Annotated in this window: 18 protein-coding genes; 9 read left to right on the top strand and 9 right to left on the bottom strand. The window is 46.8% G+C overall.

The window, feature by feature from the left end:
* Position 1 precedes the first annotated feature (1 nt).
* From NC994_RS13135 to NC994_RS13120, 4 genes are all read right to left on the bottom strand, one after another.
* Positions 2-367 (bottom strand): DUF1823 family protein, encoded by a 366-nt coding sequence (locus tag NC994_RS13135; protein WP_190433632.1) that lies wholly within the window; start codon positions 365-367, stop codon positions 2-4.
* A gap of 118 nt (positions 368-485) precedes the next feature.
* Positions 486-2,057 (bottom strand): ATP-binding protein, encoded by a 1,572-nt coding sequence (locus NC994_RS13130; RefSeq protein WP_190433630.1) that lies wholly within the window; start codon positions 2,055-2,057, stop codon positions 486-488.
* 385 nt (positions 2,058-2,442) lie between these two features.
* Positions 2,443-2,607: a hypothetical protein gene (locus NC994_RS13125; RefSeq protein ID WP_190429114.1), complete on the bottom strand. Its 165-nt coding sequence runs from the start codon at positions 2,605-2,607 to the stop codon at positions 2,443-2,445.
* A gap of 272 nt (positions 2,608-2,879) precedes the next feature.
* Positions 2,880-4,667 (bottom strand): DUF3352 domain-containing protein, encoded by a 1,788-nt coding sequence (locus tag NC994_RS13120; RefSeq protein WP_190433627.1) that lies wholly within the window; start codon positions 4,665-4,667, stop codon positions 2,880-2,882.
* Between the two features lie 130 nt (positions 4,668-4,797).
* Here NC994_RS13120 and NC994_RS13115 point away from each other — a divergent pair, with 130 nt between their 5' ends.
* From NC994_RS13115 to bioF, 7 genes are all read left to right on the top strand, one after another.
* On the top strand, positions 4,798-5,157 hold the full coding sequence (locus NC994_RS13115; protein ID WP_190433625.1) for a rhodanese-like domain-containing protein: 360 nt from the start codon (positions 4,798-4,800) through the stop codon (positions 5,155-5,157).
* 195 nt (positions 5,158-5,352) lie between these two features.
* A complete protein-coding gene (locus NC994_RS13110) occupies positions 5,353-5,544 on the top strand; it encodes a hypothetical protein (protein ID WP_190410380.1) in 192 nt (63 codons plus the stop codon).
* Positions 5,545-5,668: 124 nt separating this feature from the next.
* Complete coding sequence (gene hrcA, locus NC994_RS13105) at positions 5,669-6,781, top strand: heat-inducible transcriptional repressor HrcA (RefSeq protein ID WP_190410381.1); 1,113 nt, start codon at positions 5,669-5,671, stop codon at positions 6,779-6,781.
* A gap of 119 nt (positions 6,782-6,900) precedes the next feature.
* The gene (locus NC994_RS13100) at positions 6,901-7,587 is read left to right on the top strand and encodes a DUF2834 domain-containing protein (RefSeq protein ID WP_190433623.1); all 687 of its coding nucleotides are present in this window, start codon (positions 6,901-6,903) and stop codon (positions 7,585-7,587) included.
* A gap of 14 nt (positions 7,588-7,601) precedes the next feature.
* Positions 7,602-8,285 (top strand): hypothetical protein, encoded by a 684-nt coding sequence (locus NC994_RS13095; protein ID WP_190433621.1) that lies wholly within the window; start codon positions 7,602-7,604, stop codon positions 8,283-8,285.
* A gap of 180 nt (positions 8,286-8,465) precedes the next feature.
* Positions 8,466-9,149 (top strand): DUF2834 domain-containing protein, encoded by a 684-nt coding sequence (locus tag NC994_RS13090; RefSeq protein WP_190433619.1) that lies wholly within the window; start codon positions 8,466-8,468, stop codon positions 9,147-9,149.
* 277 nt (positions 9,150-9,426) lie between these two features.
* Positions 9,427-10,593 carry an 8-amino-7-oxononanoate synthase gene (bioF, locus tag NC994_RS13085; protein WP_190433616.1) on the top strand — a complete coding sequence of 389 codons (1,167 nt, stop codon included), beginning with the start codon at positions 9,427-9,429 and terminating at the stop codon, positions 10,591-10,593.
* A gap of 78 nt (positions 10,594-10,671) precedes the next feature.
* Here the strand turns inward: bioF and NC994_RS13080 are convergent, their stop codons facing one another.
* Together NC994_RS13080 and NC994_RS13075 are read right to left on the bottom strand one after the other, a co-directional pair.
* On the bottom strand, positions 10,672-12,090 hold the full coding sequence (locus NC994_RS13080) for a general stress protein (RefSeq protein WP_190433615.1): 1,419 nt from the start codon (positions 12,088-12,090) through the stop codon (positions 10,672-10,674).
* A gap of 62 nt (positions 12,091-12,152) precedes the next feature.
* The gene (locus NC994_RS13075; RefSeq protein ID WP_190426155.1) at positions 12,153-12,317 is read right to left on the bottom strand and encodes a hypothetical protein; all 165 of its coding nucleotides are present in this window, start codon (positions 12,315-12,317) and stop codon (positions 12,153-12,155) included.
* A gap of 380 nt (positions 12,318-12,697) precedes the next feature.
* On the opposite strand from NC994_RS13075, the gene NC994_RS13070 reads away from it, so the two are divergent.
* The gene (locus NC994_RS13070; protein ID WP_190433613.1) at positions 12,698-14,293 is read left to right on the top strand and encodes a HAMP domain-containing sensor histidine kinase; all 1,596 of its coding nucleotides are present in this window, start codon (positions 12,698-12,700) and stop codon (positions 14,291-14,293) included.
* A 158-nt stretch (positions 14,294-14,451) separates the two neighbouring features.
* Positions 14,452-17,073: a CHAT domain-containing tetratricopeptide repeat protein gene (locus NC994_RS13065; RefSeq protein WP_190433611.1), complete on the top strand. Its 2,622-nt coding sequence runs from the start codon at positions 14,452-14,454 to the stop codon at positions 17,071-17,073.
* A 51-nt stretch (positions 17,074-17,124) separates the two neighbouring features.
* Here the strand turns inward: NC994_RS13065 and NC994_RS13060 are convergent, their stop codons facing one another.
* The 3 genes from NC994_RS13060 to recF all read right to left on the bottom strand — a co-directional run bounded on the left by NC994_RS13060 (position 17,125) and on the right by recF (position 21,737).
* Positions 17,125-19,413 (bottom strand): CBS domain-containing protein, encoded by a 2,289-nt coding sequence (locus tag NC994_RS13060; protein ID WP_190433682.1) that lies wholly within the window; start codon positions 19,411-19,413, stop codon positions 17,125-17,127.
* Between the two features lie 483 nt (positions 19,414-19,896).
* A complete protein-coding gene (locus NC994_RS13055; RefSeq protein WP_339380271.1) occupies positions 19,897-20,379 on the bottom strand; it encodes a hypothetical protein in 483 nt (160 codons plus the stop codon).
* Positions 20,380-20,576: 197 nt separating this feature from the next.
* Positions 20,577-21,737 (bottom strand): DNA replication/repair protein RecF, encoded by a 1,161-nt coding sequence (gene recF / locus NC994_RS13050; protein ID WP_190433608.1) that lies wholly within the window; start codon positions 21,735-21,737, stop codon positions 20,577-20,579.
* Positions 21,738-21,829 lie beyond the last annotated feature (92 nt).

Here is a 21,829-nt window from a genome sequence, read left to right as displayed (position 1 = left end):
TTCAACGGGTGGTTTGCATATAGCTCAACAGCCAATTCGCCGCTGTTGCCCGACGAGTCTGCCTGGGACCAAATTCACCCAATTTGTAGCCTTTAAAGCCGAGTTGTTCTTTTAGTAGCTGCTTGTTCTCTGCCGGAATCGAGCGAGTCAGCTTCACCGTTGGTGGACGGTTCTCAATAAAATCAGGCGGTTGTGAATATTCATCTCGCCATTCTGGGGGAACTTCGCTCGCGTCCCATTGATTCGCCCCTGTGTCGTAGCGATAACCCAAGCATTGCCACACCAGTTGGTTCACTGTGGCATCATCAATTTCATCGTTCAGGATAGCCCAAATCGTTTCGGTATTCAGCGGCGGTAAGTTAGACATGAGAATGAACAATTAACAACAAAAGCTGTATCAATAAAATACAACTTTTTTCCTTGGCTAAATATCTCTGGAGAATTCCATTCGCACTTTTTACAAAAATGGTGTGCTCTCACGGCTGTTAACTTGCCAAAAGTTGATTTCTTCTGTTAAGCGTTGATTCTTCCTGGGTGTGCCACACGGGAATCTCAATACAAAATTCTGTTCCTTGTCCAGGTACCGATACGCAATTAAGCGAACCTTTGTGCTTCTCTACTACAATCTGATAGCTAATGGATAACCCTAGCCCAGTACCTTTACCGACAGGCTTGGTGGTAAAAAATGGCTCAAATAATCGGGCTTTAACATCTTCATTCATGCCCTGCCCGTTATCAGCAATCCGCACAATAATCGTATTGGAAGAGGTCAGTTCTGTGCGAATCAAAATTTGACTGGGTTTGTTGAGTAATTCATCCGAACTGCGAACCCCCGAAATAGAACCTTTATTTGGGGTTTCGCTACTGTAACGCTCTAGCTCATCAATCGCATTACCGAGCAAATTCATAAATACCTGGCTCATTTGCCCTGGGTAACATTCCACCAAAGGTAAATCAGCATACTCTTTAATCACTTCAATTTCTGCATGGTTGCCATGTGCTTTTAGTCGGTTTTGCAAAATCAGCAGGGTATTATCAATCCCTTCGTGAAGGTTCACTTGCTGCATAACCTGTTCATCATTGCGAGAAAAATTCCGCAACGATAGCACAATCTGATGAATACGCTTTGCCCCTATTTCCATTGAAGACATCACCTTAGGCAAGTCTTCTCTGAGAAAATCTATGTCGAGTTCTGCGATTTTTTCTTGCATCAAGCAGCTAGGATTGGGGCACTCTTGCTCGTAAAGCGTCACTAAATCAAGCAAATTTTGCACATAGTCAACTGCATAATTTAGGTTCCCATAGATAAAGCTAACAGGGTTGTTGATTTCGTGAGCCACCCCTGCTACCAAACATCCCAAATTGGACATTTTTTCTTTTTCAACGAGTTGGGATTGGACTTGTTGCAGGTCGTGCAAAGCTTGCTCTAAATGCTTTGATTGAGCAACAGCTTGGGCAGCGGTGGCACAACTTTGCTCGTAGAGTTCCGCTTGATGAATATTAAGGGCGAGTTGTTCAATATCACTTTCTTGTTGATATTGGCTCACCACTGCATCTAGAGCCTCAAGTAGGTTGGTAGAAGACTCTGTAAGAATGTAACGTAGATGCGGATTGTCTGAGGTTAGTTCTTCAGGGGTTGCTTGGGCGATCGCTCTCGCTTGCGCGATATATTGGCGTATGTGCTGGTCTAAATTTAGCGGTGGCTTAAAGTACATTGACCAAACAACGGGTGATGGTTGACCCGGTAGTTTCATCTCCGGATTGCCCTCGATTAAACCACTATGCGACCGTTCCATCAAATCCAGATCAGCTTGCAAAGTAGAGCGCAATTTCTCTTGCTCGGCAATATCTTTTGTACAGACTAGTCTTAAGGCGAACAGTGCCGTGCGTTGAGATAACATCCGCTGACGACCACTGATATTAACCACCGCTGCGTTAATTTCCCGCACTGTATTAATTTCGTTTAAATGTAAATAATTAGCCAAGACAAGTACCGGCAATAATTCAAATAACCTTAAAGATTGCGGAATTATACCATTAGCCGTTTTTTTTGTCATGGTACTTGTTAGATTTTTTTGAAGTGAAAAGCAAAAAAACCGCGAATCTACTGTATAGTCACGTAAATCTATGACTAAGTTCCAGTTTACTTGTAATTTAAAGATGCAGCTTTGACTTCCTCCGAATTGTTGCTTGGCTATTACTGAAAAACTATGAACCAAAGCGGTGCAAACTTTAGTGCATTTTTATACGGATCTAAAAAATTAGCGTCACTTAAAGGCCTTCGTGCATCTCAACCAGCTTCATCTCAGCTTCATCTAATCGTGAGAAGTTTCACAAACTCAGGACAATTTGCTGAATTCTATCTGCTTTTAAATTCATGGAATTGAGAAGATTGGGCAAGCCCTCAATCAAGAATTCCAGATCGATGGCTTCAGCTTTTTCCTAAGTTTCGGTTGTTGGGTTGGCGTAGTGCTGTTGATAGAGGCGTAAGATTTCAAGAAGGTCTTGGATATAATTATTGGTCTGAAGCAGGTTGCCACCGATAAAATTTACCGAGTCGTTAATTTCGTAGGCGATACCGACAACTAGACAGCCGAGGCTGGGCATTTTTTCGGTTTAAATTCAGTTGCGTTTGGGTTCGTTGTAACTGTTTTACTGACTACAAACAAGGCTTGGCGAGCAAAACGGGACTGGCAGTTCAAGAAGACTTGTGTATACACAGTAGCCCAAAGAATAAAGAACCCCAAGAGATAGCTTTCTTGGGGTTCCGGGAAATTATGGAAATTTAGTGGACATGATATGACTCAGCAGCGGGGGAAGCGGGAAGTTTTTAGCGATTACTGATTACCGATTCCCTTTCCCCTACTCGGATGTGCGAATCATTCCTCAGCCTTAGCACCTAGACGGAGGAAGACTTTACTGCGGCGAACCCCGTCATCGCTGCCGTAGCTGCTAAAGGCAAGCGAATTTAGCTCGTTAAATAACGGTTTTGCCACCAGTTCCACCACTCTGACAATGGGCAGCTGACGCTCTAAAAACGCCTGACTAGATGCCCAGTCTAGATACAAATAGCCGTTATTTGGCTGGGGTAAAGAGGTGATGTTTGCCTGGAAGCGATCGCTCTTGACGAGAGAATTATCAGGAGCCTTAATCGCTTGATTCATTGCTTCGATCGAAGTGGTGAAAATCTCGTATTTGCCAATACTGGCGTGAACTCCTTTCACCTGTGCCTCTAGCTTGACTGAATCTTGGTCTTCACCCTGATTCTTATCGGCAGTGGTTGTGAGTTGTGTCCAGGCAGAGATCGGTTGATTCTCCAGGGTAAATGAGCTAACGCTCAACCCTTGCTGTTTGGCAACAGCGTCTAGACGATCGATTGCCGCCTCTGCTTTTGTCGTTGCTGATTTCTCGGCGACAAAAATCCAATCTGAATCTTTGCGGTCGGCACGAGGTAGCATTCCTAAAGCGTACTCGCCTTGCACCCAACTAAAGATATCTTGCTTTAAATCAATGCCCCAACGAGCTTGGAGATTCGCGATGGGTTGATCGATCAGTTGGACAAGGCTATCATCGCTATCTAATCCAGAAGTGAGTTGAGTCCACAGTTGCTCTAAGTTACTACCAGAAGCTGCGATCGCTATTTTCTCTGGTAGATACTGCAACGCTCCGACTGGTTGAGATAGGCTGGGAGTTGTCGGGGGGATTTCCTGTCCGGTAGCCGCTAATAAAGCGGTTTCTGCCAGCAATCCTTGAGTTTTTGGAGAGATGGCGATCGCTAAACTCTCATACGTCTGGCTAATTTCCATCGGTGAATTATTCCCCAGCAACTTCGCCAGTGACGGAAGATTCACATAAGTCAGACCAATTTTCGGCTGAGAGATGCTTTCGATTGCCCGCTGATAAGAAGTTGAATCGCTAAGGCTGAGATTGGGCGCTTGCACATTATTAATGGCTTCTTTCAGCACCCTAGGGTTATTGGCAAACAACACAAAGCGATCGCCAACCACTGCGGTAGCCACCGAGTTTTGAGCTGAGGCGCGGTTGATCGCGTCTTTTGGCAATGCCGATCTATCGCGGTTGTAAAAGCCTTTATTTCCAGCATCTTGAGTTTTGACGACCGACTCTTGATTCTTATAAATCAGCTTGACACCTTTATAAGTTTCAAAGACTAAATCTGTCTCGACATTTGCTTGCTTCTGCCAGAACAAATCCACAAACTCGCGGCTGCGTTGCGGGTTTTTGGTGGTGACAGCTAGGAGCAGCCCGCGCTGCTCTCCATTGTCACGGGTACGATCCATATCTAAGCTGGTGAGAGCCAGCGTGATTTCATCCCCCAGCCAGGGTTGGATATCTCGGCGATAATCCAGATCCGTGTTCGCGAGTAAGCTTTGTTTAAATTGGTTGAGTTCTGCACGCGATCGCTTGCGGTTCGCGGGACGCGCTACAGCCTGCCGCAACCCTTCCAACCGATCTGGATTCACAAGCAATGACACCATTACGGGTGCCTGTTTCGGCACAAATATGGTGGCAGTTGGGTTCGTCACCTCCCCACCTCCTAGAAGGGCGAGGGGGCTGTTTGCCCTTAGCCAGTAAAAGCCACCGGCACCAATTAACAGCAGCACTAAAACGCCAGCTGCTAGAACGTAGAAAAACGAGCGTCGCTTCATGGTGAAATGTAGACCTTGGGTGAGCGCGATTCAGCTAAGAACACTAATCCCGATGTCAGAACCTATTATTTCAGCTCATCGGACTGCTAACTATTAAAATCTTAGTTAATCTCAAGCGTTGCACAACCTCATGTCTGCTCAATCTTTTAGCCAAGATATTCCCCAGATTAGCGTAGAAGAACTTGCCAGCCGTCTTGCCGATTCTCCGAAGAGTCTGCAATTGGTGGATGTGCGAGAACCCCGGGAAGTTGCGATCGCAAGCATTGAGGGTTTTGAAAACCTCCCCTTGTCGGAATTTGCCGACTGGGCTGACCAAATCCATACCCAGTTCGATCCGCACACCGAGACGCTGGTTCTCTGTCATCATGGCATCCGTTCGGTGCAGATGTGCCAGTGGCTACAAATGCAAGGTTTCACCAATGTCAAAAATATTGCTGGTGGCATCGATGCCTACTCAATCCGAGTCGATCCGACAATTTCCCAATACTAATGATCCCAGTACAAAACTATCTTGAAGCTGGAACCTCTCCCCCAACCCTTTCCTGCAACAAGAGGGCAGAAATTCTCCTCTTCCTTACCAAGGAAAAAGGCTGGGGCTAGATTTTTTAATTAAATACGGTTCACGATATTGTTTTAATTTTTACTAGCGAAATAAGTATTTAGAGGTTTTGGCTGACAAACTTCGATGCAGTCGAGTAGACTACAGACAATCCTGATAGAGACTGTGGACTCTAGAGTTACGGGTAGCGATAATGTCCTAACTCTGCGATCGATCGTCATGGTATGTCTAAGGTTGAAGTTCGGCGGCTGTTATGCTTCTACTGGCTGGGTGTGGCGAACCGGCAGGCAGAAGGCAGCATCTGCTATTCTGTTTTAACCTATCCTATATTTAATCGGCTGCTTGCTTGACAAGAGCGCCGGACTTACTGAGAAATTCATCATCAGAAGTCCAGGAATTTCCAATTGTTTTTAAAACCCTATCCAATTCGGCTTTCGTTTAAATGGCTAGGCAAGTAAGTCTGACTGACCGTCAACAACGTATTCTCTGGGCAACTGTCCGTCACTATATTGCGACGGCTGAGCCAGTCGGCTCAAAAGCTTTGGTAGACGAGTATAATCTGTGCGTCAGTCCAGCGACGATTCGCAATGCAATGGGCGTCTTAGAGAAAGCGGGGTTGCTCTATCAACCCCATACCTCGGCTGGACGGGTTCCCTCTGACTCTGGCTATCGAATTTATGTCGATCAATTAATTAAGCCTTCTGAAGCCTTGGGGCGTCAGGTAGAGCAGTTATTCACAAACCGTTTGAACTTGGAACATCAGAGTTTCGAGACTGTGTTGCGGGGTGCAGCGCAAATTCTGGCAACGCTCAGCGGTTATATTACCCTGATCACGATGCCGCAGACTCGAACTAATCGTTTGCGGCATTTGCAACTGGTGCAGCTCGATCCGGGAAGGGTGATGCTGATTGTGGTGACGGATTCTTATGAGACGACTAGCGTCTTAATGGAGTTACCGCTCTCAGAATCGGAGGATGAGCAACCGGACGCAGAAATTGTAGATCGGGAGTTGCAAATTTTATCGAATTTTCTGAATAGCCACTTGCGGGGGCGATCGCTCAGTGAATTGGCAACTTTAGACTGGAGCGAACTAGACCGAGAATTTCAACGATATGTCGATTCCTTGCGAAATCTGCTTTCCGACTTGATCCGTCGCACTTCCCAACCTGCCACAACTCAAATTATGGTTCGTGGCGTCGCTGAAGTATTGCGTCAGCCAGAATTTTCCGAGTTACAGCAAGTGCAGACGCTTATACATCTATTGGAAGAGGAACAAGACCAGCTGTGGCCTTTAATCTTTGAATGGCCTAGACCAGATGTCACGGCTATCTCAGATGTCACTTCTGGTTCGCGGGTGACGGTGCGGATTGGTTCGGAAAATCCTTTAGAACCGATGCGTACCTGTACGCTGATTTCTGCAACTTACCAGCAGGGTTCAGTACCCGTGGGAAGTGTGGGGGTTTTGGGGCCAACGCGGATGGTGTACGAAAATGCGATCGCACTCGTTGAAGCCGCCGCCGATTATCTCTCGGATGCTCTTACGCAACCTGCTTAATTTAGAAAATCGCTAATCGCAAATCGCGATTAGCGATTGGGTAGCCCACCACGAACCACGAACGATAAACATGGCTAATTGCGATTAGCTCTAATTTTTGCTTTTCATTCCTCACTGATATGGCTAGAAAAATTGGCTTTTGGTTGCTTTGGGCAGCATTTATTACCTATGCCTTTCTGTTAGCACCTCCTGAACAACCAGGCACATTTGAACTCATCAAAAATCTCTCCACAGGTCAATGGACAGGGATTAACCCCCTAGTCGTCGCGCTATTCAATCTTCTGGGCATCGTACCGATGATTTACGCCTGTCTGATGCTCATTGATGGCAAACAGCAAAAGGTAGCAGCTTGGCCTTTTTCGGCGTTCTCTTTTGGAGTCGGAGCATTTGCTTTGTTGCCTTATTTAGCACTGCGAGAACCCAACCAGGAATTTCACGGAGAAAAGAATTTATTTCTAAAAATACTCGATTCCCGGTGGCTTGGTTTTTTGCTAACATTCGGCGCTGGGAGTTTGGTTGTATATGGCTTATTGGGCGGGAATTGGGCAGATTATATTCAGCAGTTCCAGACAAATCGCTTCGTTCATGTCATGAGTTTGGATTTCTGCCTGCTGTGGTTAATATTTCCCGCACTTCTGGGAGATGATATGGCGCGTCGGGGAATCAAGAATTCTACACTTTTTTGGATAGTAGTGCTGATTCCTTTGTTTGGCGCTTTAGCTTATCTTTGCCTGCGTCCTCCCTTACCAGAAACTAATGCCGAAGCTTTCTCCACGGAACGGCAACCCGCACAATCTAGAAATTAAAATTTTATGGAAATATGGCTAGAAAAACAGCACTTTGGTTATTATGGGCTGGATTTATCTCCTATGTTCTGCTGCTGGCACCGCCAATTACGCCAGACACGCTGAGGCTCATTAAAAATATATTGACGGGTCAGTGGACACAGGTCAACCCAATTATCCTTTCTATATTTTCCCTAGTTGGCATCTGGATACTCATCTATAGCTGTCTTTTGTTCGTCGATGGGAGGATGCAAAAGATTCGTTTCTGGCCTTTTGCTTTGGGTTCAGCGGGAACGGGAGTGATTAGCCTAATACCTTATTTAGCATTGAGGGAACCGAATCAAGAGTTTTCCGGGCAAAAGGATACCTTGCTGAAAGTTTTTGATTCTCGCTGGACGGGTATTATCCTCAATTTCAGCACGCTTTTCTTGCTAGCATTTGGCTTGCTTGCGGGTGATTGGGCAGGGTTTATTCAACAATTCCAAAGCGATCGCTTTGTCAATGGCATGAGTTTGGCTTTTTGCCTGTTCTGTCTGTTGTTTCCGACCGTTCTCGGCGATGATATGGCGCGTCGAGGGTTCAATATTCCCCCAGTTTTTTGGGCAGTATCGCTGGTTCCTCTGCTGGGACCCCTTGCCTATCTCTGTATTCGTCCACCTTTACCAGAAGCCAGTGCTGGTTCAGCACCAGAGTCTGTTGCGAACACTACACGAGTGTGAACAATTTTCGAGGTTTTTAGGAGAGAACAAACCGCGGAGGTCACAGAGGACGCGGAGGAAAGAAAGGAGAGGCTGTGGCTTTCTTTTGAATGCAAGTTGGTGTGACTTAAGACGGAGGTAAGTGCTGTTATCGGACTTTTAAAGTTAAATAATTGATGTATAAAGTTATGGGTCAAGATTATGGGCAGAAAAATTGCCTTGTTCTTGATATGGATTACATTTCTTGTCTATACCGTATGGTTAGATCCACTTGCTCAACCAGAGACGTTTTCGCTGGTTTGGAAGTTGTTAACATTCCAGTTGGCAGATGTGAATGCAATTCTTGTGGCTATCTTCTGGCTCATGGGCGTTTGGCCTATGATTTATGCTTGTCTGATGTTTGCTGATGGCACAACGCAACCGTTTCGCTCATGGCCTTATTTCATTGGGGCAAATGGAACGGGTGTGATTTGCTTTATCCCCTATTTAATTTTCCGAAAATCAAATCAAGAATTTTCTGGATCGAAGGATAAATTACTAAAAATTCTAGATTCCCGTTGGACAGGAATTTTCCTACTGTTAACAACGATTGGCTTACTTGCCTACGCAATATTTGCTGGAGATTGGGGAGATTATATTCAACAGTTTAAAACCAGGGAATTCGTTCACCTCATCAGTTTGGATTTTTGTCTGATGTGCCTGGTTTTTCCATTAACGTCACTGTTTGACGATGATATGGCTCGTCGGGGCATAAAGGAGGCTCGAATTTTCTGGGCGGTGGCGCTAGTACCATTATTTGGACCACTTGGTTATCTTTGCCTGCGTCCACCTTTGCCAGAATCAAGTGCTGACGTCAGCTTTCAAGCGTCTGATTTGACAGCTTAGCTTGCGAGTTGTGCCAGGAGAAAATGTAGAGGGGTGCTGTAGCGTCTCTGGGAGGTGGAAAGCATGATTGCCACTTTTCCGGTATTTTCTTTTATAGCAATTCTCGTTTGGACGCAGTACCGTTTAACCCCACCCCTGCCCCTCCGCGCAAGCAGGGAAGGGTTCAATACTGCCACTCTCCGCTTGCGGAGAGCGGGTTAGGGGTGAGGTTCCGAGTGTGTTGCAACAATGTGAGAACTGCTATATAGGCGAGTTAAAGGGGCGATAACCGATCGGAATGCCAAAGAATCCTTACGCTTGGGTAGAGCAATCCCTCGCCACCATTCACCGCGCAGATTGGTATCGATCGGTGCAAGCGATCGCTAGTCGTCCGGGTGCGACGGTGTTGCTGGAGGGGCGTGAAGTCATCAATTTTGCCAGTAATGATTACTTGGGACTCGCGGGGGATGAACGCCTCATCCAAGCCGCAGTAGCGGCTACTCAGACATTTGGCACGGGTAGCACGGGTTCTCGGTTACTCAGCGGACATCGGGAACTGCATCGGGAATTGGAAAAAGCGATCGCATCCCTCAAACAAACTGAAGATGCCTTAGTTTTTAGCTCTGGATATCTGGCAAACTTAGGTGCGATCGCTGCTTTAGTCGGAAAACGCGATCTGATTGTGTCTGATGGGTACAATCACTCCAGTCTGAAAAATGGGGCGATTCTTAGCGGTGCAATGGTTATTGAATACCCTCACTGCAATGTTGAGGAGTTAAAAACCCAACTGAATTTACACCGGGAAAAATACCGTCGATGCCTGATTCTCACAGACAGCGTCTTCAGTATGGACGGCGATTTGTGCCCCTTACCGGGACTGTTAAAGCTGGCGGAGGAATTTAGCTGTATGCTGCTCGTTGATGAAGCTCATGCCACAGGGGTACTCGGAGCAACGGGTGCTGGGTGTGTAGAACATTTTCGCTGTAGCAATGTCCCGTTGATTCAAATCGGCACTCTCAGCAAAGCTTTAGGCAGTTTGGGTGGATATGTCGCAGGCAACTCGGCTGTGATTGACTTTTTGCGGAATCGGGCACCTAGTTGGATTTATACAACGGCTCTTTCCCCCGCTGATACCGCTGCGGCATTGGAAGCCGTTCGGATCGTTCAAAAAGAACCGGAACGCCGCGCCAGTTTGTGGAATAATGTCAATTTTCTCAAACAGCAGATTGCCCAGCAATTAACCTTACAATTGCTGCCTTCTGAATCTCCTATTCTCTGCTTTCCCCTGGACAGTGCAGAAGCAGCGCTAAAAATGGGACATCAACTAAAAACATCCGGCATTTTCGCCCCAGCGATTCGTCCTCCCACGGTGCCTACGAGTCGAATTCGGATCTCGGTAATGGCAACGCATGAAACTGACCATCTTCAACGATTGGTAGAGACTTTAATTGAGAAGTGCTTTTGATTATTTCGTGCCAAGACGCAAAGACGCAAAGTTTTTCTTAACGCCTTTGCGCCTTTGCGCGAAATTGTGGGAAAGTTACTACCGATTGTCAACAATCGTGACGCGATCGCTTACTTGGGTCACGTTATCCTGAGACTTAATCTCATTCACAGCCGTCAGATTCTCCTGAGGTTCGACGATGCGGTTAGTGGAATCGGTTCTCGAAGTTGTAGAAGGCGGTACATCGTAGATAGCCCACTCTTGAATGCCGCGATTGCTCAGAACTGATTCGGCACGTTCGATATCGTCTTCGGTGCCATCTACCATAACCAGATAATCACCGCGAGCCACAAGATTGTTATAAACTTGCGCTCGATCTTCAGGAATTCCTAAACCCAGCAGTGCGCCAATCAAGCCACCTGCGGCTGCGCCGATTCCACTCCCCGCCAGGGTGGTTGCGATCGCAGTTGCGGTAGCACCAGCCAACAAAATCGGGCCAACTCCGGGAATCGCCAATACACCCAAACCGAGTAATAAGCCAGTCAGACCGCCTAAAGCACCCCCTGCGATCGCCCCTGTGGTTGCGCTTTCATCAACGTTATTGTCATCAACGCGATCGCTCATTTCAACGCCAGCGATTTGATCCTGGGGGTCTGCATCTCTGGCAACGACGGAAACTTTACTCATCGGAAAGCCAGAATTACTCAGCTCGTGAAGTGCATCTTCCGTATCCCGACGGCTGACAAAGGCACCAACGGCTCGCTTGTGTCGGCTGAAATCGCTGTCATTGACATTATCTTCTGTAGGAACATAGGTGATGGGAGAGGCGGCACCCAGCGGATTCATTCCTAACGAAGAGGAATAACCCGTCGCCAGGGGATCGAGTCCCAATGGGGAAGGATACGTGCTGCTGATCGGATCGAAGGGGGTTGAGGAAGAAGCGCCATAATTGTCAGGAACCGCCGAAACCCCAGTCACATTGTAGACACCCCAATGCTGAATACCTTGCCGGTTCAAAATCGATTCAGCACGATTAATTTCGTCTTGCGTACCCTCGACAATTACTAAATAATCTCCTTGGGAGACTCGGTGGTTGTAAACTTTGGCTTGTTCTTCAGGAATTCCTAAACCCATCAGTGTGCCGACAATGCCACCTGTCGCAGCGCCAACCGCACCCCCGATTAAAGCATCTCCCAGAATAGAAGCGATCGCACCTCCTGCGATAACCGGACCAAATCCCGGAACTGCCAACGCACTTAAGGCTCCTAGGACGCCAACTAAACCGCCGACCGCACCGCCTGCTAAGGCACCCGCCGCTGCACCCCCACCGGCTTCATTGCCACCTCCGTAAGGGTTGACTTCAACACCAGCTACCTCATCTTGCCGAGTGCTATCCCGTGCCACCACAGAAACTGTGTTCATGGCAAAACCAGAGTCCCTAAGCTCGTTGAGCGCATATTCCGCCTGTTCAGGTGTAGAAAATACGCCGACAGCTCGCTTGTTTTGGTCGAGGGTCATTTTTTTCCTCCTAGAAGTATTCAATAACTTCCGTCAGCACAAATACAGAATCAATTTTTTATTTATGCACTTTGCTTATCTTTCTGTTTTTTTCTACACTTTTCATCAGCCTGGAGATGTAAAATTTTCTCTATCAACAGATGGGTAAAAGATATTCTTCTATCAGCTCCTAATGCATTTTTTGCATCAGTTTTTTTGACGAAAAACTCTTTTTGGTTTTTGCTCATTTTTTTGTATGCCTTTATTCCTTGCCCCTTAGCATGAGTGGAAAGACACTTATACTTTGTCTTATACAGTAAACTTAACCCCGAAGCTGCTTCTGTTTCGGGGAAGGGGAAAGAACTTATCTTTTATGAACTTACTTTTATAAGGAGAGGAGTTGCCAAGAGATTAACGGACATTTATCAGGGAGAACCGGCTCCTAGAGCATGAATGGGAAGATTGTGCCCCGATGACCCTGAGAAATTTTTCCGAACAGAGCGCGGGAATTGCCACTGATTCGTTCGGTTATACCACCACCGATAGAGGGCAACTATCGGTACGCTCATAATCAGAAGTAGTTTAAAGACGCACCGCCAGTTGATTGCCGTTAAAGGGGTGGATCTTTGTGCAAAAAAAGTGGTTACTACCAACCATCAGTGAAATATTAGCCCAGAGCGAACATAGCGAACAAACTGGGGCAAATTCTGTTATGCCTTCTGTAGAGCAGACAGCAGAAAAAGCGCATGGATTTCGCCCTGCCAGCCGGACGGCACGAGAGTCCGCCCGTGCCTCGCGGGAGTGGTGTGGAGCGATCGCTGCCTTGGAACAGTTGCTGCTGCAAGTTCTAGAACCTGCCACTGATTCGCCACAAACCTTGGGCTTAATTTTAGCGGGTCCTGTGCCGGTTCTGAGCCACCCAGCGGTAATGACTCGCGTTCATACCGGAATTTTTACAGCAGAGCGATTTAATCCTCTGGCATTAATGCCATTTCTGCTGCCTCCCGCAACAACTCAGCAAAAGGAAAACGAACCTCAATCCACTTCCAACTTCCCGTTAATCCCTGCCGATCCCTTAACAAGCGAACAGTTTTGCGTAATTTTTACACCACGGTTTAGTTTGGTGATGGTTGTTGGAGAAGATATTACAGGTGCCCCAGCTTTCCAATATTCTTTTGATCCGCAAGTGGTGGAGCAAGCGTGGCAAACTTTGCGATCGCGCTTGTTGCTGACCAGTCTTCATCAAGTGAGTCAGTTAGAAACTTTAGTCGAACGCTTTGCACCCCAAGCGCCCGATTATCGAACCGTTATGCAATTTAGCCGGTTGCTGTTGAAACATTTGCCCGAAGAAATCAGAGGCGATCGGAAAGACGCCGATTTATCCCGTCTTGGGTGTGGGCAAGAAGCAAAAGGTAAAGAGCTAGAAGATAATTCCGAACTGCCAATTTTGAATCCTAAATTAATTGAAAATTCAAAATTTAAAATTCAAAATTCTAATGATGTGGAATTACTTCAAGCGTTTGCCCACGAAGTACGGACGCCCTTGAGTACCATACGCACCTTAACGCGGCTGTTGCTGAAGCGCCGCAACGAATTAGCACCGGACATCATCAGGCGTTTGGAAGCGATCGATCGCGAGTGTACCGAGCAAATTGACCGCATGGAGTTGTTTTTCCGGGCGGTGGAATTAGAAACAGAAACCGTTAAGCGATCGCCCGTTCACCTGACTGCGATGTCGGTGGCGCAGGTCTTCCAAAACAGCATTCCTCGCTGGCAAAAACAAGCAAATCGTCGCAACTTAACCCTAGAGGTGGTATTACCGCAAAAGCTCCCCGCTGTTGTCAGTAATCCCGCCATGCTGGATCAGGTACTAACTGGGTTAATTGAAAACTTCACTCGCAGCATCCCCGCAGGCGGTCATATTCAGGTGGAGGTGACACCCGCCGGAGACCAGCTAAAATTGCAACTCCAGTCTCAAAACCAACCTGACGAAAGCGGCAACTCGCTAGCCGCAGACAACAACCCACCAACGTGCAAGTCAATTGGTCAGCTATTGATGTTTCAGCCAGAAACCGGATGTTTGAGCCTCAATCTCAACGTCACCAAAAATCTCTTCCAAGCGTTAGGAGGAAAACTGATTGTAAGGCAACGACCCCAGCAAGGTGAGGTCATGACGGTTTTCCTACCGTTAGATGTGGATGGTTCCGGCATTTGGAATGCTTAATTGGGAATCGCGGGATAGCGATCGCTATCCCGCTACCAATGCAAGTCTTAATATCTAGCATCCGCTCTTCGTTACAGCCGCGATCGCTGGACAGTATCTTTGTGTCTGGGCTATGACAGTGTAGCTACTGCCGCACATCTACACCTGTTGACCCAGCCATGCGACGCCCAAAAATCGGACTGATGCTATTCGCCATGCTTGTTGCCAATGGCGTGACACCAGTTGCCAATCTTCCAGCACCCTTAACAGCACCCCAAGCGTTGGCTCAAACCCCAAATGCAAGGAAAGCGGAAGCAGAGCGACTGGATGGGCAAGCATTTGACCAGTATCTTGCCAATCAACAGGAAGCGGCATTACAGTCTTGGCAACAGGCACTCTTGATCTACCAGGAACTCAAAGACCGCCGAGGCGAGGAGTTGGTCCTAGAAAAGATCGACATGGTTTATGAGACTCAAGCAGATCGCCTACGTAAACAAGGAGCTGGGCAGTATTTTACCAGTCAATGGGCAGCGGCATTACAGTCTTTGGAACAGTCACTCTTAATCTACCGGAACATCAAAAACCGAAAAGGCGAGGCATTGGCGCTAGGAGGGATAGGACTGGTTCATGACTCTCTAGGTGACTATGCCAAAGCGATTGATTACACTCAGCAGCAGTTGGGGATCGCACGAGAAATAGAAGACCCACTTAATGAGAGGGCGGCATTGGCCAATCTGGGAGGGATTTACCTTAACTTGGGAAACTACCCTAAGGGGATTGAGTATTCTCAGCAGGTATTGGCGCTCGTTGCAGCAGATGGATTTCCAGATCCACAAGCTGAGGGAAAGGCAGTAGCCAATCTAGGAGCAGCTTACGTTTCCCTGGGAGACTATGCCAAGGCGATTGACTACCTTCAGCAGCAGTTAGCCAACGCACGGGAAATAGGAGACCAACGAAGCGAAGGGGCGGCACTGGGCAATCTGGGAGTGGCTTACAGTAACCTTGGAGACTATGCTAAAGCGATTGAATCCTCTCAGCAGCAGTTAGCGATCGCACAGGAAGTTAAAAATCGACGAAGTGAGGGGTCGGCACTAGCCAATCTGGCAACAGCTTATCTTTATTTAGATGACTATACCAAGGCGATTGATTATACTCAGCAGAGTTTGGCGATCGCACGAGAAATCAAAGATCGACGCAATGAAGGAGCTTTACTAGGTAATCTGGGAGTGGCTTACCGTCGCCTTGGAGACTATGCTAAAGCGCTTGAATACTCTCAGCAACAGTTAGCGATCGCACAAGAAATTCAAAACCGTGAAAGCGAAGGCATAGCGCTGCAAAATATAGGTTTTACTCTCTATAAACAAGGCAATTTCGTAACCGCAGAGCCAATTTTAATGGATGGAATTAAGGTTCTGGAATCTATTCGAGCGGGCTTAGGCAGTAACGATGCGAATAAAGTGTCAATCTTTGAAAGGCAAGTTGGTACGTACCAGACATTACAAAAAGTCCTCATTGCCCAGAGTAAAACTGAGCCAGCACTGGAAATTGCGGAGCGGGGAAGGGCACGAGCCTTTGTGGAATTACTCGCTGATAGGTTGCAGGATGACAGGTTACAGGTTGAAGGTTCAGCTCCACCTTCTAACCTTCAACCTCTTACCATTGAGCAAATTAAACAAATTGCTAAAGCGCAAACCTCGACACTCGTTCAATATTCGATTATTTACGACACATTCAAAGTTCAAGGTAAACAAAAAGCTCAAGAATCAGAACTTTATATTTGGGTCATCAAGCCTACAGGTGAAGTAACGTTTCGCACGGCTGACTTGAAACCTCTGTGGCAAAAACAAAATATTTCTCTAGAAGAACTTGTTACTAGCAGCCGTGATTCCATCGGCGTTAGAGGTCGTGGCCTTGCCGTTGCCTCTAAAGTGGATAAAACCAGCACTAATAAACGATTACAGCAACTGCATCAACTGCTGATTCAACCGATTGCTGACCTATTGCCAAAAGACCCCAACGACCGAATTATTTTCATCCCTCAACGTGAGCTGTTCCTAGTTCCCTTCCCAGCACTCCAAGATGCCAGTGGCCAATACTTCATCGAACAACACACTATTGTGACAGCACCCGCTATTCAGGTTCTGGAGCTAACCCACAAGCAACGGCAACGTGTATCGGGAAAGGAAGTGCTAGTGGTAGGCAATCCTACAATGCCTAAAATTGCTCCTAAAATTGGGGAGAAACCGGAGCCGTTATCTCAGCTACCGGGTGCGGAACAGGAAGCAAAAGCGATCGCTTCTCTCCTCAAAACCAAACCGCTCATTGGCAAGCAAGCGACCAAAATAGCGATCGCGCAACAGATGCCCAAAGCGAAGATTATTCATCTGGCGACACATGGATTGCTGGATGATTTTCAAGGTTTGGGTGTACCGGGTGCGATCGCTCTCGCTCCATCTGAACAGGATACTGGCTTACTTACCGCTAGCGAAATTCTAGACATGAAACTGAATGCTGAGCTAGTCGTGCTGAGTGCTTGCGACACTGGCAGAGGCAAAATTACCGGCGATGGCGTTATTGGACTATCCCGCAGCTTAATTACTGCGGGCATACGTAGTGTAATTGTGTCCCTCTGGTCGGTTCCAGACGCCCCTACAGCATCCTTAATGACCGAATTTTATCAAAACTTTCAAAAGAATCCCGACAAAGCGCAAGCGATGCGTCAGGCGATGCTGACAACAATGAAGCAACACCCCGATCCAAAAGACTGGGCGGCTTTTACTCTTATTGGAGAAGCACAATAATTAAAACAGAAAAATAGAAATTCTTCTATTTTTAATTCCTTCGCCCGTTGGCTAAGCTCCGTGTAGCTGTTGCTCTTCACTCCGCTCTATCGTAGGCTTCAGGCGACGGGGTGAATAGACAGACTCAGTATGAGTTGTCTGTCGGATTGGAATCTGAATTACAAACTCAGAACCCTCACCGGGTGAGGAAATACACTTAAGCTGACCGCCGTGTTTTTCCACAATCTGATAGCAAATTGATAATCCTAAGCCAGTACCTTTGCCCACAGGTTTCGTTGTGAAGAAAGGGTCAAACATTTGCCGCCGTACTGCTTCCGTCATCCCTATTCCGTTATCTTCAATCCTGATAGCTACCTGATTTTTACCTACTAATTCGGTGCGTATCCAAATTGTCGGGGGTTGGGAATCGATATTGTCCTCCCCATGAGCCATCCCCCATGATTCCTTAGCAAAGACCTCTTCGAGGGCATCAATGGCATTACTGAGAATATTCATAAATACCTGGTTAATCTGCCCCCCCAAACACTCCACAGCAGGGAGATTGCCATATTCTTTAATAATTTTAATCCCAGAGCGTCCCGCTTTTGCTTCTAGTTGATTTTGTAATATCAGAAGAGTACTATTTATCCCGTCGTGTATATTCACAAATTTCTGTTGCGCTTCATCCAATCGGGAGAAATTTCGTAGGGACAGTACCAAGTCCCGGATACGGTTGGCTCCCACCTTCATCGAGCCTAAAAGTTTCGGGAGGTCTGTCTTCAAAAAATCCAGGTCAATTGCCTCAATTTCTGTTTGAATTTCCGGTTCTGGTTGAGGATGATGTTTGATATAAAGTTGCAGCAGATTCAGCAAATCTTGAACATATTGACCGGCATAGCTGAGATTGCCGTAAATAAAATTAATCGGATTGTTAATTTCGTGGGCAATACCAGCTACCAGTTGCCCCAAACTGGACATTTTTTCGGTTTGAATCAGCTGGGATTGGGTTTTTTGCAGTTGGTGTAAAGTTTGTTCCAGATGTTCGGCTTGTTGCTGTAGAGACGCGATTAATCCTGTCTTTTGCGCCTCGGATTTCCGCAAAGCCGCCTCTACTGCGACACGCTCAATAATGTCCTTTTTGAGAAGCACATTCGCTTGAGCCAATTCGGCAGTTTGTTCCTCTACTTGTTTTTTTAAGTTATCGTGCGCTTGTCGCAATGCCTTTTCAGCTCGTTTGCGCTCAGCAATTTCACAACGCAATCGCTCGTTGCTATTTTCTAATGCTTTGGTACGCTCTTCTACTGCCTGCTGCAATACCTCAATGACATTGTACATATCCGCTGGGTTCAGCACTTGTAGCAGGCTGGTTTGGGAGACAATGCCGAGTAATTCGCCCTGATTGCTAGCAACTACCAGACGTCGCACGCGCCGCCGCTGCATTTCTTGATGGGCAACCCATAGGGAATCTGAGGGTTGCAGACAAAATAAGGGTGTACTCATTACGTCTTTTGCCTGCAATTTCGACAAGTCTAATTCCATCGCCTGAAACTGCACCACATCTCGCTCTGTGACAATGCCTACGGGCATTGGGAATTGGGAATTAAGCGTCTTTATTGGCTTGTTCTCAATTTTGTTTTCTCCCTGTTCTGTAATGACGACACAGCTGACTAGCTGACTCGCCATGATTTGGGCTAAATCGAGAACAGAAGCCGTTATAGGCGCATGAACGACTTGGGATGTCATCACATCCGCGACGTATCGCAATCGCGTTAGAAGATTAACGGGTTGCAACGCTTTGCGAATACTATCGTGCGTGACAATTCCGACTACCCCTGCATTATCGTCAATGATTGGCAAATGGCGAATTCGGTGCTGACGAAACAAGGAAAGAGCCGTGAAAACATCGTGAGCTTCTGATTGTCTGAGGGTAATGGCTGGTTGCGTGACGACATCGGCAATTTTGACGTTAATTAGGGAAGCTCTGGCGGCAGTCAGTCTAACAATATCGCGCTCTGTAAAGACTCCCACAAGCTGCGATCCTTGCATGACTAAGACACAATGACCTGCGGCATCGGCAGTGTCAAAATCGGTCTCCTCTTGTGACAACCAACAGGATGCAGGGTGCGGCAAGGCGGCGTTCATTCCCTCGCTCGCCTCCCAGCTTGGGTCTACTGACGCTGCACTGGTGTCTGCTTGTGTCCCTCTGGCTTGGGTTCCTCTGGGCAACTCACAACTACTCCGTAACTGGCTCATGAGCGCCAATACATCAAGGAGAGGTGTGTCAGGCGCTACAGTCAGAGGCTGACGGTCAATAGCAGGGTCTAGAGATAGGCAAGGAAGCGGCAGGGCGTTGGGCTGCATTGTGAACCCATCCAGTAATTTCCACAGGGGTACTGTTGGCAATTGTAAACTGTGATACACCCAAACTTCTGCTAATTCTTAGTTATGTGCAATAAATCATTACTTGATTGCAATAAATATTTATGTTTTATGAAAGAAAATAAATCCCTAGATAGAGGGCTAATTCATAAATTGTCTATATAAAATCAGTACAAGTATCCTAAGAGCAAATATTTCCCTTTCTAGAAGAGAGTCCAATGAGTCCAATGGTTCTTAGCTCTTCAAAAATGAGGAATCGAGGGTTATTTTTCTTATCAAAAAAGAATAATAAAAAGGCTCCAGCAACGACTCAAAATTAGGATAACGAGCAAGAACAAATACATTAAACCCAAATTCGTGCTGGTATATTGCACCTAAAATAATTTACAAATAAGCTTAATGATTAGGGTATAGGCTAATTGCTAATTGGGCAAAAAAGGGCTTTGATTAGCGACTAGCCATTCGTTATTCAGGCTTAAACAGCACCAGTATTTTATCAACAATCGCATCACCAGCGCGGGTTTGCAGGATGGAATATGCTAATTCAATGAACGCAAAATCAGGGCGATTGTCTGTTTTAATCAGTTTGCTAGCAGGATAAAAAGTAATGTCATTGACAATGCCTTCATTCGTTATCCCTGTTTGCCAACCTGCTCGATTCCACGACAGCGATTTCCCACGTAAAGTCAACTGAAACCACTCGATATCATCTTCTCGCAGGTCAATAAACAGATCGAAATAAGGTTCTCCACCCTGATACCATACTCTTTTGACGCCATCTCCCTTGGCTGAGGTCAATAGCTTCTGATTGATCCGTCGCAACGAAGCGCCCAGTCCTGCAATCTCATCCCGATCCATAGCCATATCCATTTTTCGCATAGCAGCAAGGTTAATTACGTCACAATCAATCTGGGCGTAGGTTGACAGTTCGTTAAATAAGTAAGGCACGGATTCTCTCTTTAGAACATATTGGTGGATACGAGACTTCTGAGGGTGACTCCGGATTTGAGAATAAGGTTAGAGGCTGCAAGCCAGCGATTAACACTAAAAGAGAAAGAACGACTTGTTGTAGGTGCAGGTTTATCCATCTAGTTGGCTATTTACAAATATTTGGCTTCAATCCGTCCTTATGCAACTAACAAACTTCATCGTTTTATTTGTCCTGCCTGAACAGAGAGAATTTGAGAAGAATTCAACCACTGGGCATCGAAGGAACCTAAGTGAGTAGTGGTAATCAGGGTCTGAAAGCGGTCTTGGATGGCATCTAACAGTTGATTTTGGCGGTTTGGGTCTAACTCGGCTAGAACATCATCAAGTAGTAACAGTGGCGGTTCTCCAACGACTTCTTCAATCAACTTTAGCTCTGCCAGTTTCAGTGCCAAGACTAGGGTTCGCTGCTGACCTTGGGAGCCATAAATTCTTGCCGGTGTTTGGTTGATGGTAAACTCAACTTCGTCCCGGTGAGGACCGACGAGGGTTGTGCCTTGGTGACGTTCGACGACCCGACGCTGTTGAATTTTCTCTAGAAAAGCTTGTTGCACCGCTTCGGGTTCTTCCTTCTCCAGGGTGACATTGGGGGCATATTTTAATTCCAGCACTTCAGCTCTACCGCTAATGCTAGCGTGCCAAGCCTGAGCGAGAGGTGCCAGCCGTGTCAGGACTCTGGCTCGACGACGGGTAACGCGAGAACCCGCGATCGCTAATTGGACATCCCACAACGCCAATTCTGAGTCACGATTCAAGTCCCCATCGGTGGAAATTTCCTCTTGCCTGTTACTAGAAGAAGGTTGGGCTTTTCTTGCTTCTTGTCTTAATAAGGCGTTGCGCTGCCGTAATACTTGGTTATATTGCTGCAAAATGTGGGCGTAGACGGGTTCCAACTGGGTGAGGATGGAATCTAGCCAGTTGCGGCGTTGTTCGGGGGCACCTCGCACTAGATCTAAATCTAAACTGGAGAATTCTACAGCGTTGAGGACGCCGAGAAAATCCATTTGGCGTCGCAAAGCTTCTTGGTTAATGGCTGCGGTGCGACGCCCTTGAGTGCGGAGGGTTAAAGCCAGATCCACTAAGCCGTTAGCGCGTTCCAGCGTGGCTGTAATTTTACCGTCCGCCGCGCCTTCGCGGATCAGGTCGCGATCGCGTCCGGCTCGATGGCTTTTGAGGGTTGATAGTAACTCGACTGCTTCCAAAAGATTGGATTTTCCTTGGGCATTATTCCCCACCAAAATCGTCTTAGGAGCCTCGAAATCAACTCCACAATCCAAGTAGTTGCGAAACTGGCGCAGGTGGAGGGTTTTGAGATACATAGCTAATGGATCATTAGTAATGGAATGGGTAATGGGGCATGGGTGATTATTTTCAGCCTAGATTCTTCCAATAACCAGTCCCTAATTCCCCA

The sequence above is a fragment of the Trichocoleus sp. AS-A1 genome, assembly GCF_039962015.1.
Classification (GTDB): Bacteria; Cyanobacteriota; Cyanobacteriia; order Cyanobacteriales; family FACHB-T130; genus FACHB-T130.
Note: the sequence above shows the minus strand (reverse complement) of the source record. Positions and strands in the feature narration are given on the sequence as shown.

Excerpts from the sequence above, each read along its gene's own strand:
- NC994_RS13095 (WP_190433621.1), top strand. The coding sequence starts at position 7,602 with ATGGCTAGAAAAACAGCACTTTGGTTATTATGGGCTGGATTTATCTCC.
- NC994_RS13090 (WP_190433619.1), top strand. The coding sequence starts at position 8,466 with ATGGGCAGAAAAATTGCCTTGTTCTTGATATGGATTACATTTCTTGTC.
- hrcA (WP_190410381.1), top strand. The coding sequence starts at position 5,669 with ATGGCTAGGCAAGTAAGTCTGACTGACCGTCAACAACGTATTCTCTGG.
- recF (WP_190433608.1), bottom strand. The coding sequence starts at position 21,737 with ATGTATCTCAAAACCCTCCACCTGCGCCAGTTTCGCAACTACTTGGAT.
- NC994_RS13060 (WP_190433682.1), bottom strand. The coding sequence starts at position 19,413 with ATGCAGCCCAACGCCCTGCCGCTTCCTTGCCTATCTCTAGACCCTGCT.
- NC994_RS13065 (WP_190433611.1), top strand. The coding sequence starts at position 14,452 with ATGCGACGCCCAAAAATCGGACTGATGCTATTCGCCATGCTTGTTGCC.
- NC994_RS13125 (WP_190429114.1), bottom strand. The coding sequence starts at position 2,607 with ATGCCCAGCCTCGGCTGTCTAGTTGTCGGTATCGCCTACGAAATTAAC.
- NC994_RS13130 (WP_190433630.1), bottom strand. The coding sequence starts at position 2,057 with ATGACAAAAAAAACGGCTAATGGTATAATTCCGCAATCTTTAAGGTTA.
- bioF (WP_190433616.1), top strand. The coding sequence starts at position 9,427 with ATGCCAAAGAATCCTTACGCTTGGGTAGAGCAATCCCTCGCCACCATT.
- NC994_RS13080 (WP_190433615.1), bottom strand. The coding sequence starts at position 12,090 with ATGACCCTCGACCAAAACAAGCGAGCTGTCGGCGTATTTTCTACACCT.
- NC994_RS13135 (WP_190433632.1), bottom strand. The coding sequence starts at position 367 with ATGTCTAACTTACCGCCGCTGAATACCGAAACGATTTGGGCTATCCTG.
- NC994_RS13110 (WP_190410380.1), top strand. The coding sequence starts at position 5,353 with ATGCAGTCGAGTAGACTACAGACAATCCTGATAGAGACTGTGGACTCT.
- NC994_RS13115 (WP_190433625.1), top strand. The coding sequence starts at position 4,798 with ATGTCTGCTCAATCTTTTAGCCAAGATATTCCCCAGATTAGCGTAGAA.
- NC994_RS13100 (WP_190433623.1), top strand. The coding sequence starts at position 6,901 with ATGGCTAGAAAAATTGGCTTTTGGTTGCTTTGGGCAGCATTTATTACC.
- NC994_RS13075 (WP_190426155.1), bottom strand. The coding sequence starts at position 12,317 with ATGAGCAAAAACCAAAAAGAGTTTTTCGTCAAAAAAACTGATGCAAAA.
- NC994_RS13120 (WP_190433627.1), bottom strand. The coding sequence starts at position 4,667 with ATGAAGCGACGCTCGTTTTTCTACGTTCTAGCAGCTGGCGTTTTAGTG.